This window comes from Pseudomonas edaphica, assembly GCF_965277385.1.
In the GTDB taxonomy this organism is placed as follows: domain Bacteria; phylum Pseudomonadota; class Gammaproteobacteria; order Pseudomonadales; family Pseudomonadaceae; genus Aquipseudomonas; species Aquipseudomonas edaphica.
In genome coordinates this window covers 1,553,351-1,568,521 of the sequence record NZ_OZ255725.1, presented here as the reverse complement: position 1 = coordinate 1,568,521, position 15,171 = coordinate 1,553,351, and the positions used below count along the sequence as shown (strand labels likewise).

The following is a 15,171-nucleotide window of genomic DNA, read 5'->3' as shown; positions in this document are numbered from 1 at the left end:
CCACCGTTCCACCCACATGAGCCCGCGATGTCGCCACAACCTCCATCCTCTATCGAGATCGAATTCACCGAGCGCTGTGACCGCGAGCATGCGCAGGTCTGCGGCGACACGCGTCCGCCCGCGCTGCTCAAGCGTCTGGCGGCCTGGCGCGATGAACGGCTGGTGCGCCAAGCGTTGAAAGTGGCCGGTGAGCCTGGGTTGATCCTCGACCTGGCGTGTGGCTCCGGCCGGTTTTGGCCCGTGTTGGCCGAACACGTCAACCGGGTGATCCTGGCATCCGACAACTCCCAGGACATGCTCGACCATGCGCGCACCCATCACCCGGCGGCGTTGCTCAAGCGGGTCAAAACGTTCCAGGGTTCGGCGTTTTCCATCGGTCTGTCGGCCAACGCCGTGGACTGCATTTTCTGCCTGGAACTGTTTCGTCATGTGCCCAGCAGCGACGTACGCATGGCGCTGTTGCGCGAATTCCACCGTGTCAGTCGCGACACAGTGATTGTCGCGGTGAGCTCGCGCACACCGGTGGAGGACGAATTCCGCCAGGCCGGTTTCAAGGTCCTCCATCAGCAGGAGTTCCTGCCGGGCTCCAAGCTGTGGCGTGTCTACGTCTTGCGTAAGAGAGGCTAAGTCCCGCCTGTCGGACTATTCTTCCTCTCTTGTCAGAGTTTTCATGATGGTGTGTGCACTGCGGATGCTCGCAAGTCCCTTTCGCGATATATACTGCGCGCCATTCTTCAAGGGAGAGCCGTGTGGCCATCGATATTCACTGGATCTGCGACAACGATAGCCTCGGCCAGCATTGCGCCGAATGGCAGCAGTTGCCATTCGTCGCCCTCGACACCGAATTCATGCGGGTCGACACCTTTTATCCCATTGCCGGGCTGATCCAGATCGGTGATGGCGTTCGCGCTTACCTGATCGACCCCCTGACCATCGATAACTGGCAACCCTTGGCCGCCTTGCTGGAGAACCCGGCGGTGATCAAGGTGGTGCACGCCTGCAGCGAAGACCTGGAAGTGTTGTTGCGCCTGACCGGCAGCCTGCCGGTGCCGTTGTTCGACACTCAATTGGCAGCGGCTTACCTGAACCTCGGTTTCTCCATGGGCTACTCGCGCCTGGTGCAGGCTGTACTCGACATCGAACTGCCAAAGGGCGAAACCCGCTCGGACTGGCTGCAGCGGCCGTTGTCCGAGACCCAGGTGAGCTACGCCGCCGAAGACGCGGTGCACCTGGCCGAAGTCTATGTGCGCTTGCGCCCGCAGCTGTCGGATGACAAATATGCCTGGGTACTGGAAGACGGCGCCGAACTGGTGGCCAACCTGCGCCGCGAAGTCGACCCGCATGAGGTCTACCGTGACGCCAAGCTGGCGTGGAAACTCTCGCGTGCGCAGCTCGCCGTATTGCGTGAGCTGTGCGCCTGGCGCGAGCAGCAGGCCCGTGCCCGTGACCTGCCGCGCAACCGCATCATTCGCGAACACTCATTGTGGCCCTTGGCCAAATCCCAGCCGGATAACCTCGCTGCGCTGGGCAAGATCGAAGACATGCACCCGCGCACTGTGCGTCAGGACGGCCAGTTTCTGCTGGACCTGATCAAGCGCGCCGGCAGCGTGTCGATGGATCAGTGGCCGCCCGCCGTGGCTGAGCCGCTGCCGGTGGACGCTGCTGTGCTGATCAAGCAACTGCGCGCCCTGGGCCAGGCCGAGGCCGAGCGCCTGGAGATGGCGCCGGAACTGATGCTGCGCAAGAAAACCCTCGAAGCCCTGGTCAAGAGCGGCTACCCCGATGGGCCTTATACATTGCCAGACTCGCTGCGTGGCTGGCGCCGCGAGTTGATGGGCCAGGCGCTGCTCGACAGCCTGGCCACTGCCGGAGAACAGCCTTGAAACGTATTTGCTCCATTTATCGCAGCTTGAAAAAAGACGGGATGTACCTCTACGTGCTCAAAAGCGATGCGCTGGAGCGTGTGCCGGAACCCTTGATGACTGCCTTCGGCAAAGCCCATCTTGCATTCGAGATGATACTCACGCCGGAGCGCAAGTTGTCGCGCGAGGACATTACCGTGGTCCTGGAAAACCTCGACAAGCAGGGCTACCACCTGCAAATGCCACCGGCCGAGGACGAGTACATCGAGCACTTGCCCGAAGAGCTGCTGCGCCGCAACGACCCGATGTAACCGGTCAGTGCCCTGTCCAGGGCACATTCTTTTATGGACTCGTATTCGTTTGGCGGTGGCCGTAAGGAAGCGGGCGGCCGTCTGCACTGTTTTTGAAAGGTTTGAACCATGCGTGTTCTGATTGCTGAACAGGATCACCCGCTCTACGCCCAATTGCTGAGCGAAGCGGCCCCGGACCTTGAGGTGCTGACCAGCGGCGACTCGGCCGAACTGTCGCGCCTGGCCGCCGATTGCCCGGTTTGGCTGGGCCAGCCGGACCTGCTCGCCACCTTGCTGCGCCAGGGCCATAAGCCGCAATGGCTGCAATCGACCTGGGCGGGTATCACGCCGCTGCTGGCCGATGGCTTGCCGCGCGACTATCGCCTGACCCGCGCGGTCGGCATCTTTGGCCAGGTCATGGCCGAGTTCGTGCTCACCTATATGCTCGGCCATGAGCGCGAAGTGCTGGCGCGACTGGTCAGTCAGGTCGAGCGCAAGTGGGACAACCGCATGGGCCAAAGCCTGGCGGGACGCAAGGTGCTGGTGGTTGGCACCGGCGATATCGGCCAGAGCGTTGCTGATTTTTTGCTGCCGTTTGGCGTCAAGCTCTACGGGATTGCCAGCAGCGCGCGGGAACAGGCACCGTTTATCGAAGTGGCCGGGTTGGACCAACTGAGCCGGCTGGTGGGCGAGGTGGACTACGTGATCAACCTGCTGCCGAACACGCCTGATACCCATGATTTGTACAACGCGGCGCTGTTCAAGCAATTCAAGCCGACGGGGTTGTTTATCAACGTTGGGCGCGGCGTGGCGGTGGTCGATGCCGATTTGGTCGAGGCGCTTAAAGAGGGGCACTTGGCCGGTGCGGTGATCGACGTGTGCCGTCAGGAGCCTTTGCCGCAACGCCATCCGTTCTGGACTGCCTGGGGCTTGCTGTTGACCGGGCACAGTTCCGCGCCGACGTCGCCGGGGATGATGGTGGAATTGTTTGTGCAGAATCTGCGGGCTTATCAGGCCAAGGATGCACTGCGCGGGGAAGTCAGCTTCGAAAGGGGCTATTAAACGTGTGAGCTGGGCTTATGTGGGAGCTGGCTTGCCTGCGATAGCATCACCTCGGTCTACCTGATTCACCGAGGTGCCTTCATCGCAGGCAAGCCAGCTCCCACACAAACCAGCTCCCACACAAGCCCGCACATATTGGATCTATGCAAGGCTTACAGGCTGAAATCACCCTCGGACACCAGTTCGCTCAGCGGCCGACGCGGGCTTGGCGCTTCACGACCTTGCAGGTACTCCGGCAAGCTCGACTTGTCCCCCAGCTTGCCCACGGCCACAGCCGCGTGCAGGGCATAACCTTCTGGAATCTTCAGCTCTTTGCGGGTCAGCTCCTGATCGAAACCGGCCATGCCGTGGGTGTACCAGCCGCTGAGGCTGGCTTGCAGCGCCAGGTGGCCCCACGCCGAACCGGTGTCGAAGGTGTGCCACAACGCCGGGGTTTCTTCGCTGGCGCCGGGGGCGGTAAAGTCGGTTTTTGAAGCGATGATCACCAGGGCTGACGCGTGTTGCGCCCAACCACGGTTGAATTCATTGAGCAACCCCAGGAAACGCTCCCAGTTCGGCGTGTCGCGGCGCGCGTAGAGAAAGCGCCATGGCTGCGAGTTGTAGGCCGACGGCGCCCAGCGTGCGGCTTCGAAGAAGCTCAGCAGCGTCTCCTGCGGGATGCTTTCGCCGGTAAAGGCGCGGGGCGACCAACGTTCGGTGAACTGGGTGTGGATCGGGTAATCGGCAACGCGTGTCATGGGCAGTTCCTGATCGTCAATTCGGCCTTCAAAGCTACTGCGCGCCCACTAGACTGACAAGTGTTGTTACACCGCCAGTCGTAAGCGCTTGGCCCCAGGCGCCTTGGGCACTAGACTGGCGGCCTTTTCACCTTCCGATACTGATGTAGAGCCATGGCCGCCAAAGTCGAACCTTTCTGGATACGCAAAACCCTTGAACACCTCGACCAGGAGGAGTGGGAGTCGTTGTGCGACGGCTGTGGCCTGTGCTGCCTGCAAAAGCTTGAGGATGAAGAAGACAACAGCGTCTATTACACGCGCATCGCCTGCAAATTGCTCGACCTGAAAACCTGTCAGTGCAGCGACTACACCAACCGCCGCGCCTCGGTGCCCGATTGCATCCAGCTCACGCCGGGCCAGGCCGACCAGTTCAAATGGCTGCCGCCGACCTGCGGCTACCGCCTGGTCAGCGAACGCAAGGACTTGCCGCTGTGGCATCACCTGGTGTGTGGCGACCGCGATGCTGTGCACCATGAACGCATTTCCCAGTCCGGGCGCATGCTCGCCGAAGGCAGCGTGCCCGAAGATGACTGGGAGGATTACCTGATCTTCCGCGCAGGCTGAAAAAGGAGTGTGTATGAGGGTGGCAACCCGGCTGGCGGCATCCTTGGTGCTGCTGGCACTGAGCCTGCCTGCGTGGTGCGCGAAGAAAGTCGACCTCGATTATCACGTCAAGCTGCTGCCCCAGAGTGATCAGGCCGAGGTCCGCGTGAGCCTGTCCCAGGGTTCGGCTGTGCGCAGCCTGAACTTCGACCTGGGCCGTGACGGCGACTACAGTGACTTCAAGGCCGACGGCCAATGGCAGGTCACCGGTAGCCGTGGCCTGTGGCAACCCAGCGCCGACAAAGCCAGCCTGACTTACCGCGTGCGCCTCACCCATGCGCGCAAGGCGGGCGTGTATGAGGCACGGATGACGCCGAGTTGGGCGCTGTTTCGTGGCGACGACCTGGTGCCGGTCGCGCGGCTGGACCAGCAGGACGGTACCGAGTTGGTGTCGCGCCTGATGTTTGAATTGCCGGCCGGCTGGAAGAGCGTCGAAACCGCCTGGCCGCGTATCGGCAAGCACAAGTTCCGTATCGACAATGTGTCCCGCCTGTTCGACCGGCCTACCGGCTGGATGCTCGCTGGCGGCCTCGGCAGTCGTCGCGTGCGCCTGGGTGAAACCGACGTCACCGTGGCCTCGCCCAAGGGTCAGGCCATGCGCCGGATGGACGTGCTGACGCTGCTGACGTTCGTCTGGCCGCAAGTCGAAGCCGCACTGCCACGCCATCCTGCCAAGCTGTTGATCGTCGGCGCCAGCGACCCGATGCGCCGTGGCGCTTTCTCATCGCGCGATTCGATCTACCTCAACAGCCGCACGCCGCTGATCAGCGAAAACGGCAGCAGCCCGTTGCTGCGCGAAGTGGTGCAAGCCATTGGCCGTTTTAACGACCACGATGCCAGTGACTGGATCAGCGAAGGGTTGGGCGAGTATTACGCCATTGAACTGCTGCGGCGTGCCGGCGGCATTACCGATGAGCGGTATGCGGCGATACAGACGCGGTTGGCCAAGGAGGGCAAGGGCGTGATCAGCCTGCGCGGCAATCAAGTCAACGCTGCGACCGTGGCGCGGGCGGTGCTGGTGTTGCAGGAGCTGGACCGCGAGATCCGCGTCAAGACCCACAACAAACGTTCGCTGGATGATCTGGCGCAGGCGGTGATGCGGGCGAACAGTGTTAATACGGCGCAGTTTGTGCAGTTGGCTGAAAGTGTGATCGGCGAGTCGTCGGTGGTGCTGGACAACAAATTATTGCGTTGACCCAAAACAACTGTGGGAGCTGGCTAGCTCCCACAGTTGATTGGGGTTGGCCGGGCTATTTAGTGGCTTTCTCCGCCGCCACTTCAGCCTTGGTCTTCAAGTTCTTCAACTCTTCGCCCGCGCGTTCGATCTTGGTGCGCACACTGTTCATTTCCTGGCGGCCTTGCTCCAGCTTGTCCTTGAGCGAGCTGTGCCCGGTCACGCCGCGCACCAGCGCCACGCCACCAATCGCCACCTGGATCAGCCCGAAGATGCCGCCACGGCGCAGGCCTTTGCCGACCATCATCACACCGCCGGCCACCGAAAGAATGCGTTCCGACCCGTGTACGTTTTGCTCACTTTTGGGGGCTGGTTGCAGGTGTTCGATGATAGGTCGCAGGGTTTTGCTGTCGCTCATGGTTTGTCTCCAACAAAGGCAAGTGTAAGTAGCTGACTGTTTGCAGGCGCCGGATGTTCCCGAAATATCAGTACTTGGGGCCTGAGCGGGTGTTGTTGCCCTTGGCCAGACGGTCGTACAGCACCACATTGACGGTGGCGGCAAGGTTCATGCAGCCGGTGGTCGGGATGTACACCACGTCTTCACACCAGTCGCGGATCTCTTTGTCCAGCGAGCCGTCTTCGGGGCCGAAGATGTACAGCGCGCGGTCCGGGTGCGTGTATTCGGGCAGCGGGCGGGCGCCTTCCACCAGCTCTACGGCGACCGGGATACAGCCCAGCGGCAGGATCTTTTTCAGGTCATCGATGCCGATCAACGGAATGTCGTGGTGGACCTTCTTGGTGTCGGTGATGAAGTCCCGGGCGCGCTCGTAACGCACGCCGGTGTAAAACACCGAGGCCACGCCGTAGCAGCCGGCGGCACGCATCACCGAGCCGACGTTTTCGGGGGATTTGGGGTTATACAGACCGATGCAGCTGTAGCGTTTATTGCCCACGGGGAAGGGTGCCTTGGAGGAAAACCGCGATTATACGGCCTTGGAGGCATGTGTTGCTTGGGCGATCGCTATCGCGGGCAAGCCCGGCTCCCACACTTGGAATGCATTCCCCTGTGGGAGCTGGCTTGCCTGCGATGAGGCCCGCACAGACAAAGAAGGGCTTCAGTCGTCCTTTTTCATCAACCCCGCCAACGCCGCAAACGGGTTGTGCGTCGCCTTGGCAATCGTCGGGCTGCTGGTGGAGCCTTCGCCGAAATACTGCTGGTCGGTGTAGCGCGAGTGTTCGTTGTCGTGGCAGTACAGGCACAGCAACTCCCAGTTGGAACCGTCCTGGGGGTTGTCATCATGATTGTGGTTGCGATGGTGTACGGTCAGTTCGCTCAAGCGTTTGCCGGCAAACTCACGGGCACAGCGGCCGCACACGTGCGGGTACATCTTCAAGGCTTTGTCGCGGTAGCCCATTTCCCGGTCGCGCTGGGCATCGGCGAGGATGCGGTCCAGCTTGGCGGTGTGGGAGGGCGGGTTGGTCGAGCTCATCATGGCTCCTGGCTATTTGGGGGTTCACGGATAGGGTTGATTCTAGCCGCTCGCGAGGCAAATGACCGCTGGCTTTTTCAGCCGCGGTACAGCTGCGCTTGAGCGAACGTTTGTAGTATCGGCATATTCACTTCACAAGGATCTGAAACCTATGCGTGTGTACACATGGACCGCAGCCCTGCTGCTCAGCGCCCTGGCCGCTCAAGCCCAGGCGTTCTCCACACCCAAGCCCGGCCAGGTGATCGAGGTGGCCCTTGAGCAACTGCACCCGACCCAGGCCGTGGTGGGCTTTGACCAGATCTACTACAGCCTGGGGCTGTTCGCCGACAAACCGGCCAAGGTGTTCGACGAATACTGCGAAACCAACGGCCAGGGCGCCGCCGACAACGTGCCGAAGAAAGCCAACCTGCACCAACCCGATAGTTTCACCTGCAAAAACCCGGTGGGCACCCACCCCGACGACATGAAAACCGTGGTGGTCGGCCCCGGTGGCCAGTTGTACCTGACCGACGGTCACCATAGTTTTACCACCTTGTGGGAAGTGCCCGGCGGCGGCCCGCAGCTGAAAATGTGGGTCAAGGTAACCGATGACTTCAGCAACAGCGCCGACATGAATACCTTCTGGCAGCGCATGGAGGCGGCCCGCAAGGTCTGGCTCAAGGACAATCAAGGCCAGACCCTGCCGCCGCAACAGCTGCCTGCGCACCTGGGCTTCAAGAACCTGCAGGACGACACGTTTCGCAGCCTGGTGTATTTCACCCGCAAGGCCGCCTATGGCAAGCCGGACGATGGCGCGATTGCGCCGGAATTCCTGGAGTTCTACTGGGGCAACTGGCTGCGTACGCAGATTGATTTGAAGGCGTACAACTTGAACAAAAAGGGCGGCTACAAGGATGCGATTGAGGCGGTTGCCAAGCGCATGGTCAGCCTGGCGCCGGGTTCACAGGTGGGCAGCAGCGGTTTTACTGCCAGGCAACTGGGCGGTATGACCCAACTGGACCAGGGCGAGCTGGACAGGACCTTCGAGAAAAAAGTGCCGTATGTGATCGACTATCGAAAATCCCGGGGCTGACACGGGACCAAAATGTGGGAGCTGGCTTGCCTGCGATTGCATCACCTCGTTCTACCTGAATCACCGAGGTGCCGGCATCGCAGGCAAGCCAGCTCCCACACAAGCCAGTTCCCACAGGGAATTTGTGGTGTCAGCGGGACTCAGCCCTTGAGCTTCTCGGCAATCCAGATGGTATGCCGGGTGCCCTTGTTGCCATGGGCGAACACCTGCACTTCCTCGGCCTTGAACCCGGCCTTGCGCAGTTTGTCGCTGAATAGCTTGTCGGCGCTGGCTGACCACACCGCCAGCACGCCTTTAGGCCGCAGCGCTTTGGCACACGCGGCCAGGCCACCGGCCGAATACAGCCAACTGTTGGCTTTTTGCGTCAGGCCTTCGGGGCCGTTGTCCACATCCAGCATGATCGCGTCAAAGCCTTGCGGCTCGGCCTGCAGCACCTTGGCCACGTCTTCCATGCGGATCACCGTGCGTGGGTCCAGCAGCGGGCGGCCGGATTTTTCCCCCAGTGGGCCACGGTTCCATTCCACTACGCCAGGCACCAATTCCGCCACCACCACTTCAGCGCTCTTGCCCAAATGCTTGAGTGCCGAGGCCAGGGTAAAGCCCATGCCCAGGCCGCCGATCAGCACCCGCGAACCCGGCCGACCGGCGACTTTACGGCAAGGAATCTCCGCCAGCGCGTCTTCGGAACCATGCATGCGTGTGTTCATCAACTGGCCGCCGTCACCGCCCTGGATCTTGATGACAAAATCCTCGCCGTATTCGAACAGGCACAAGGCACCGCCGTTGTCGGGGATTGGGGTGGTGTCGAGCAGAACGAAACGTTTCATGGAAATCTCATTGGGAAGGGCATTCTTGCGCGGTTGGGAGTAGCCTTACGACATTCCGGTCAGGCCATGGAGCCATCGATGAAGTGCAGCATTCTAACGGTCATTGCGTTGAGCGCGCTCACATTGGGTGCGGCGCAGGCGCAAGAGGCGCAAACCGTGCCCGTGGCGCCTACGCCAACCCCCGGTGCGCCGGGCACGCCGACGCCCACCTTGTACCCGCAAGTCACTCCGCCCGTGGCGCCCAAAACCACCGCGAACGGCTCACCGGCGCTGGTGCCGATTGTGTTGCCAACGCCGCCCAAGGATCAGACGGTGCCCGGCCTGCTGCAAAATGACAGCAAGCCGAAGACGCCCGGCGGTTAAAATTGCTGGGACAGTAATTGCCCGTCGGCCATGCGCAGGCGCTTGGACAAGGCAATCGCAATCGCGCGAATGATCTTGGCCGCTACCCTGGGGGCTTCGTTGAGCATTTTTTCCAGCGCATCTTTGCCCAGGTTCAACAGCACGCAATCACTGGCGGCCACGCAACTGGCGGAGCGCCGCTCGCCGTCAAGCACGGCCATTTCGCCAAAGGCCCGACCACTGCGCAAGGTGGCGATGGTCAGGCGCTGGCCGGTGTGATTGGTTTTTTGCACGGCCACCTGGCCGCTGTGCAGGATGCACATGAAGGTGCCTGCATCGCCCTCGAGGAAAATCACCTCATCGCGGGCAATGCTGCTGATATTGAAGTAGCCGGCGGCCACGTGAAAATCTTCCGGTAACAGCGGGTCGAACAGGCCGCAATCCATGAGCATGTCGCGGATTTCGTTGTTCATCAGAGTCGGTAGTGGCATAGCTGCAATCTTGGTCCATCAATCAAGTCGGGCGGTCTTGTGTTCAGACAGGACCGCCTTGCTAAGTTCCTTAAACGAGCCCCAGGGCCTTGAAGACAAATCCATATTCGAGCGCTACGTCACGTAATCCCTGGTAACGCCCGCTCATCCCGCCATGGCCGGCACCGAGTTCAGTCTTGAGCAGCAACAGGTTGTGGTCGGTTTTGGTGTCGCGCAATTTGGCCACCCACTTGGCCGCTTCCCAATACTGCACGCGGCTGTCGTTGTAGCCGGCAATCACCAGCATGTGCGGGTAAGCCTGGGCCTGGACGTTTTCATAGGGCGCGTAGGCCTTGATGCGTTCATACACCTCGGGCTCTTGCGGGTTGCCCCACTCGTCGTACTCGGTAATGGTCAGCGGCAGTTCCGGGTCGAGCATGGTGTTGAGCACGTCGACGAACGGCACTTCGGCAATCGCCGCCTGAAACAGCTCCGGGCGTTGATTGAGCACCGCGCCGATCAACAGGCCGCCGGCACTGCCGCCGCTGATAGCCAGCTGCTTGGAGGTGGTCAGCCCTTCGGCGATCAAGTGCTCGGCGCAGGCGATAAAGTCGCTGAACGTGTTCTGTTTGTGTTCCTGCTTGCCATTGCGGTACCAGGCTTCACCCAGCTCACCGCCGCCGCGTACATGCGCGATGGCAAATGCCACGCCACGCTCCAGCAAACTCAGGCGCGCATGGGAAAACCAAGGGTCGAGGCTTGAGCCGTAGGCGCCGTAGCCATAGAGGTACAGCGGCGTGGGTTGGCCAAGCTGATCACGCTTGACCACCAGGCTGATCGGCACCTGAGTGCCATCTGCAGAAGTCGCCCACAGCCGTTGGCTGACATAATCGTCGGCGTTGAACACACCGAGTACCGGGGTTTCCTTGAGCACCACCTGCGCGCCGCTGGCCAGTTCAAGCTGGCGCACCTGGGCCGGACGGTTCAGGGCTTCATAACGCAGGCGGATCTTGTCGCTGGCAAATTCCAGGCTGTTCTGCACGTAAAGGCTGTAGGCGGCGTCAGGCAATTCCACGCGGTAGGCGCTCGAACCCTGCGGGTGCACTTCGATCACCGGCAGGCCGCCGATACGCAGACTCAAGGTCATGGCGCCGGCATTGAGGGTCACGCCGTCGAGCATCACGTCATCGCTGTGGGGGACCAGGTTCTGCCATTGATCCTCGCTTGGCACACTGCCAGTGTCGGCGGCGATGAACAGCGCATAGTTGATGCCGTCACGGTTGCTGCGGATAAACCAGGTCCATTGGTCATCCAGCATGCCGTGGTCGACATCGTATTCATGGTCTTCGACCCGTGGCGCCAGGCAGGTGAAAGCCTGCTGTGGCTGGTCGGCGTCCAGCGCCCAGATTTCGCTGGTGGTCTTGCTGCCCAGGGCCAGCAGCAATTGGCGCTCGGAGCTGGAGCGGTAGCAATGCAGGAAGAACCGCCCGTCGGGCTCATGGAACACTTCCTGCGCCGCCGTGCCATCCAGGCGGTAGCGGTAAAGCTTGTGCGGGCGATGGGTGTCGTCCAGTTCGCCGAAGAACAGCGTCAGGCTGTCGTTGGCCCAGGTCATGCTGCCGTCGCAGTCTTCAAACTCCAGTTCGCTGACCTTGCCGGTGGCCAATTCCTTCACGTACAGGGTGTAAATCTCTTCACCGCTGGTGTCGAGGCTGTAGGCCAGGCGCAGGTGGTCGGGGCTGATGCTGAACGCGCCCAGGGAGAAAAAGCCGCCGTTTGCCAGCACATTCGGGTCCAGCAGCAATTCTTCGCTGCTTTCGTCCACCGTGTTGCTGTCATCCGACGGGCGACGGCAGCGGTAGTGGCGGGCGTATTCATCACCGGCGGTGGTGCGTGTGTAATACAGGTACGGGCCCCACGGCGAAGGCAAGGACAGGTCGGTTTCCAGGATGCGGCCCTTGATCTCTTCGAACAGGCTTTGACGCAGGGCTTGCTGGCCGGCGAGCTGGTCTTCCTGCCAGGCGTTTTCGGCTTTGAGGTAATCGAGGACTTCAGGTGTGTCACGTTCCTGCAGCCAGGCATACGGGTCCGGGCCTTGGGCCTTGCGTGCGATCGGGGCAGTCGATATAGGCATGGATCACTCTCTGTCTGGCGGATGGTGGCAGGCATTGCAGCCGAGACACGCAAAAGCCGTTATCATAGCCGCCTCTTTGCCAGCCTTGCCATGGACACCATGACCGAGAACGACTATCTGACCGCTTGGGGCCTTTACGCCTTCGCCGCTTTGGGCTGCCTGTTGGTGTGGTGGCGCATGACCCGCTGGATCTGGCGCTGGCTGCGTGAGCCGCTGCAATTGTTGATGGCGGTGTTGCTGTTCAGCCCGACCATCGTCGACCCGGTCAAGACCCAGTTTGCGCCAGCCGTGGCCATTACCGCCCTGGACCTGGTGCTGCATGTGGGCAATAACGCCTGGCGCGCCATCTCCGACCTGTTCATGTACACGATGATCGCGTTTGGCGTGTATATCGTGTTCGTGTTGATCCGCTGGCCCATCGAGCGTGCCGCCAACGCCCGCCGTGAGCGCAAGGCCGCCGCCGACGCCGCACTGGCCGCCGAGCCGGTAGACGAAGACGACGAACCTTTCCGTCGCCCGCCGCCTGCCGGCAATCTGCGGGTTGAGCCGCGTCTTTAACGTTGTAAGCCCTGCAGCGAGAGCCCTGGCATGTGTGAATTATTGGGCATGAGTGCCAACGTCCCCACCGATATCGTGTTCAGCTTTACCGGGCTGATGCAGCGGGGCGGGCGTACCGGCCCCCACCGCGACGGTTGGGGCATCGCGTTTTACGAAGGCCGTGGCCTGCGGCTGTTCCAGGACCCGGCCGCGAGCAGCGAGTCGGAAGTCGCCCTGCTGGTGCAGCGTTATCCAATCAAAAGTGAAGTGGTGATCGGCCATATCCGCCAGGCCAATGTGGGCAAGGTGAGCCTGGCCAACACGCACCCGTTCGTGCGTGAACTCTGGGGCCGTAACTGGTGCTTTGCGCATAACGGCCAATTGGCCGACTTCAACCCGCGCGCCACGTTCTACCGGCCGGTGGGCGACACCGACAGCGAAGCGGCGTTCTGCGACCTGCTCAATCGCGTGCGCGAAGCCTTTCCGGAGCCGGTGGAGATCGAGCAGGTGCTGCCGGACCTGATCGCCGCCTGCGCCGAATACCGCAGCAAAGGCGTGTTCAACTGCCTGCTCAGCGACGGCGACTGGCTGTTTTGCTACTGCTCGACCAAACTGGCGCAGATTACCCGGCGCGCCCCGTTTGGCCCGGCGCGTTTGAAAGATGTCGACGTGATCGTCGATTTTCAGGCCGAAACCACGCCTGATGACGTAGTCACGGTGATCGCCACCGAGCCCTTGACCGACAATGAAAACTGGACCCGCTACGAACCGGGCCAATGGAGCCTGTGGCGACGCGGTGAATGCGTCAGTCAAGGCGTTACCGAGTAAGGATATCGACCATGTTGCTCAGTTATCTGCGGTTGGTGCTGTTTGCCATTGGCTTGTTGGTCGGCGTGCAAGTGCCGGGGTTTATCAACGACTACGCCAAGCGCGTTGAAGCCCATTTGATCGAAGCCCAGACCGGCCTGCGCGGCTTTGATGCCACGGCGCAGCAGTTCTTCAATGGGGACTTGCAGGCGTTGGTGGCCCATTACCGCGCCAGTGATGACCCGGTGTTTCGCAGCGATGCCAACAGCCTGGGCACTTTGCTCGATCGTCAGGTGGCGTTGGACAAGCAGTTCCAGGCCATGCAAGGCCCGTGGTATATCCGCGCGCTGCAAGTGGCGGTGGCTGCCGACCCGGATATCCGCCTGGAAACCTGGAATGGCTACAGCTACCAGATTTTGCTGACGCCTGAGGCGATGGGCTGGGGTTTGGGCGGGGCGATGCTGTTGTCGTTCGGCATCGAATGCCTGTTTCGCCTGATCGACTGGGTGGTGTTGGGCGGCAAGCGCCTGCGCCAGAGCCGGCCGATTGAAGAGCGCGACCTTAAAGGCCTCTAAAGATGATCGTTCCCACGCTCTGCGTGGGAATGCCTCTTGTGACGCTCTGCGTCAGGCTTTGGAACGCAGAGCGTCCCGGGCTACGTTCCCACGCGTGGGAACGATCATTGGCTTAGTACCATCCTTTCTTCACCCACTTCCTCGGCATACCGCGCCACCACCTTCTGACACAACCCCACAATCTCCTCCACCAACTCCACCCCCACACGCCACGACACCACCACCTGCAAGTTCGGCAAGCGTTGCGCCATTGGCAGCATCACCAACTCCCCACTGGCCAATTCCTCCATCACCAGCACCGGCGGTAACGCGCCAATCCCGAAGCCATCGCGTAGCAAGCGGGTAATCGCCGACACCGAGTTCACACAGTTCATGCGTGGCGAGGCCACCCCGTTGGCCTGCATCAGGCTCAGCACATCCTGGTGTGGGTGGGAATTTTTCGAGTAGGTGATGATGCGCTCCTGGGCCAGTTCGGCGAGGGAGGCGTAGTCACGGTTGTAGATGGAGTGGCTGGCGACTATCCAGGCCATGGGGTGGCTGGCCAGCTCCAGGCTGCGCACGGTTTCCAGGCGCAGCAGGTCGGTTTGCAGGATCAGGTCGAGGAAGCCTTTTTGCAGCTGATCGCTGAGGTTAAGCGCCGTATCGGCGACCAGTTCGATTTCTACCCGCGGGAAGTGATCCATCAATTGCGCCACCAATGGGCTCAGCCAAGTGTGGATTACCGTGTCCATGGCACCGATGCGGATGCGCCCAACCTTGCTGCTGGTGGTCTCCAGGGACTGCTTCAAGCCCTGCATTGTGACCATCATCTGCTCGGCATAATCGAGCACCTTCAAGCCTTCCGGGGTCAGGCTGACGCCGCGTGAATCGCGCAGAAACAGCTTCACACCCAGTTCGCTTTCGAGCACGGCGATGCGGCTGGAAATCGAGGCCTGGGTGGTGAACAGCTTTTCGGCGGTCAGGCGAAAGCTCTTGAGCTTGGCCACCCAGACGAAAGTTTCGAGGAACTTCAAATTCATGGGATCAACTTTTCTTATGCTTGGATCGGTTTTTATTAGTTGGACGCCGCACCCGGCAAACGCCAAAAATCGAGGCATTCCACGATAAGCGCCGTTAGGGTGTCAGGACAAGTTGCGAGTTCTGCGTAAAA

The 15,171-nt window shown here is 61.2% G+C and carries 19 protein-coding genes; 11 read left to right on the top strand and 8 right to left on the bottom strand.

The annotated features are described in order from the left end of the window. Positions 1–27 precede the first annotated feature (27 nt). The 4 genes from ACQY47_RS06965 to ACQY47_RS06950 all read left to right on the top strand — a co-directional run bounded on the left by ACQY47_RS06965 (position 28) and on the right by ACQY47_RS06950 (position 3,214). Positions 28–627, top strand: a complete 600-nt coding sequence (locus tag ACQY47_RS06965; RefSeq protein WP_017137381.1) for a class I SAM-dependent methyltransferase — start codon at positions 28–30, stop codon at positions 625–627. A gap of 122 nt (positions 628–749) precedes the next feature. After that, complete coding sequence (gene rnd / locus ACQY47_RS06960; RefSeq protein ID WP_428556647.1) at positions 750–1,883, top strand: ribonuclease D; 1,134 nt, start codon at positions 750–752, stop codon at positions 1,881–1,883. Then, positions 1,880–2,173 carry a YcgL domain-containing protein gene (locus tag ACQY47_RS06955; protein WP_017137383.1) on the top strand — a complete coding sequence of 98 codons (294 nt, stop codon included), beginning with the start codon at positions 1,880–1,882 and terminating at the stop codon, positions 2,171–2,173. The genes rnd and ACQY47_RS06955 overlap by 4 nt, the downstream gene beginning before the upstream one ends. Before the next feature lie 108 nt (positions 2,174–2,281). Further along, positions 2,282–3,214, top strand: coding sequence for a D-2-hydroxyacid dehydrogenase (locus ACQY47_RS06950; protein ID WP_017137384.1), 933 nt, complete (start codon positions 2,282–2,284; stop codon positions 3,212–3,214). A gap of 152 nt (positions 3,215–3,366) precedes the next feature. Here the strand turns inward: ACQY47_RS06950 and ACQY47_RS06945 are convergent, their stop codons facing one another. Next, positions 3,367–3,951 (bottom strand): nitroreductase family protein, encoded by a 585-nt coding sequence (locus ACQY47_RS06945; RefSeq protein WP_169985536.1) that lies wholly within the window; start codon positions 3,949–3,951, stop codon positions 3,367–3,369. Positions 3,952–4,104: 153 nt separating this feature from the next. Between ACQY47_RS06945 and ACQY47_RS06940 the strand changes: the two genes are divergently transcribed. Both ACQY47_RS06940 and ACQY47_RS06935 read left to right on the top strand, forming a co-directional pair. Continuing rightward, positions 4,105–4,554: a YcgN family cysteine cluster protein gene (locus ACQY47_RS06940; protein WP_017137386.1), complete on the top strand. Its 450-nt coding sequence runs from the start codon at positions 4,105–4,107 to the stop codon at positions 4,552–4,554. Positions 4,555–4,567: 13 nt separating this feature from the next. Further along, positions 4,568–5,788: a hypothetical protein gene (locus ACQY47_RS06935; protein ID WP_428556644.1), complete on the top strand. Its 1,221-nt coding sequence runs from the start codon at positions 4,568–4,570 to the stop codon at positions 5,786–5,788. 55 nt (positions 5,789–5,843) lie between these two features. On the opposite strand, the gene ACQY47_RS06930 is transcribed toward ACQY47_RS06935, so the two are convergent. The 3 genes from ACQY47_RS06930 to ACQY47_RS06920 form a co-directional block, all read right to left on the bottom strand. Further along, positions 5,844–6,185 carry a YgaP family membrane protein gene (locus ACQY47_RS06930; RefSeq protein ID WP_017137388.1) on the bottom strand — a complete coding sequence of 114 codons (342 nt, stop codon included), beginning with the start codon at positions 6,183–6,185 and terminating at the stop codon, positions 5,844–5,846. 67 nt (positions 6,186–6,252) lie between these two features. Continuing rightward, positions 6,253–6,720 (bottom strand): RNA methyltransferase, encoded by a 468-nt coding sequence (locus tag ACQY47_RS06925; protein WP_003189607.1) that lies wholly within the window; start codon positions 6,718–6,720, stop codon positions 6,253–6,255. A 162-nt stretch (positions 6,721–6,882) separates the two neighbouring features. Then, positions 6,883–7,257, bottom strand: a complete 375-nt coding sequence (locus tag ACQY47_RS06920) for a YajD family HNH nuclease (protein WP_003210675.1) — start codon at positions 7,255–7,257, stop codon at positions 6,883–6,885. Positions 7,258–7,408: 151 nt separating this feature from the next. Between ACQY47_RS06920 and ACQY47_RS06915 the strand changes: the two genes are divergently transcribed. Continuing rightward, entirely contained in the window at positions 7,409–8,329 is a 921-nt protein-coding gene (locus tag ACQY47_RS06915; RefSeq protein ID WP_428556641.1) for a ParB/Srx family N-terminal domain-containing protein, read from the top strand. A gap of 140 nt (positions 8,330–8,469) precedes the next feature. Here ACQY47_RS06915 and ACQY47_RS06910 read toward each other — a convergent pair whose 3' ends face one another. Continuing rightward, positions 8,470–9,156: a spermidine synthase gene (locus tag ACQY47_RS06910; protein ID WP_065929156.1), complete on the bottom strand. Its 687-nt coding sequence runs from the start codon at positions 9,154–9,156 to the stop codon at positions 8,470–8,472. Positions 9,157–9,234: 78 nt separating this feature from the next. Here ACQY47_RS06910 and ACQY47_RS06905 point away from each other — a divergent pair, with 78 nt between their 5' ends. Beyond that, on the top strand, positions 9,235–9,519 hold the full coding sequence (locus tag ACQY47_RS06905; protein WP_026013726.1) for a hypothetical protein: 285 nt from the start codon (positions 9,235–9,237) through the stop codon (positions 9,517–9,519). Here the strand turns inward: ACQY47_RS06905 and ACQY47_RS06900 are convergent. Both ACQY47_RS06900 and ACQY47_RS06895 read right to left on the bottom strand, forming a co-directional pair. Then, the gene (locus ACQY47_RS06900; protein WP_017137392.1) at positions 9,516–9,989 is read right to left on the bottom strand and encodes a cyclic nucleotide-binding domain-containing protein; all 474 of its coding nucleotides are present in this window, start codon (positions 9,987–9,989) and stop codon (positions 9,516–9,518) included. The two genes, ACQY47_RS06905 and ACQY47_RS06900, sit on opposite strands and share 4 nt — an antisense overlap. A gap of 70 nt (positions 9,990–10,059) precedes the next feature. Further along, positions 10,060–12,102: a S9 family peptidase gene (locus ACQY47_RS06895; RefSeq protein WP_428556638.1), complete on the bottom strand. Its 2,043-nt coding sequence runs from the start codon at positions 12,100–12,102 to the stop codon at positions 10,060–10,062. Between the two features lie 21 nt (positions 12,103–12,123). On the opposite strand from ACQY47_RS06895, the gene ACQY47_RS06890 reads away from it, so the two are divergent. Genes ACQY47_RS06890 through ACQY47_RS06880 form a run of 3 tightly spaced genes read left to right on the top strand, consistent with a single transcriptional unit; the run spans position 12,124 to position 14,021 of the window. Beyond that, positions 12,124–12,660: a hypothetical protein gene (locus ACQY47_RS06890; protein ID WP_017137394.1), complete on the top strand. Its 537-nt coding sequence runs from the start codon at positions 12,124–12,126 to the stop codon at positions 12,658–12,660. Positions 12,661–12,690: 30 nt separating this feature from the next. Continuing rightward, positions 12,691–13,467: a class II glutamine amidotransferase gene (locus ACQY47_RS06885; RefSeq protein ID WP_017137395.1), complete on the top strand. Its 777-nt coding sequence runs from the start codon at positions 12,691–12,693 to the stop codon at positions 13,465–13,467. An 11-nt stretch (positions 13,468–13,478) separates the two neighbouring features. Next, on the top strand, positions 13,479–14,021 hold the full coding sequence (locus tag ACQY47_RS06880; protein ID WP_099548664.1) for a DUF2937 family protein: 543 nt from the start codon (positions 13,479–13,481) through the stop codon (positions 14,019–14,021). A gap of 104 nt (positions 14,022–14,125) precedes the next feature. On the opposite strand, the gene ACQY47_RS06875 is transcribed toward ACQY47_RS06880, so the two are convergent. Then, positions 14,126–15,040 carry a LysR family transcriptional regulator gene (locus ACQY47_RS06875; RefSeq protein WP_017137397.1) on the bottom strand — a complete coding sequence of 305 codons (915 nt, stop codon included), beginning with the start codon at positions 15,038–15,040 and terminating at the stop codon, positions 14,126–14,128. Positions 15,041–15,171: the final 131 nt, after the last annotated feature.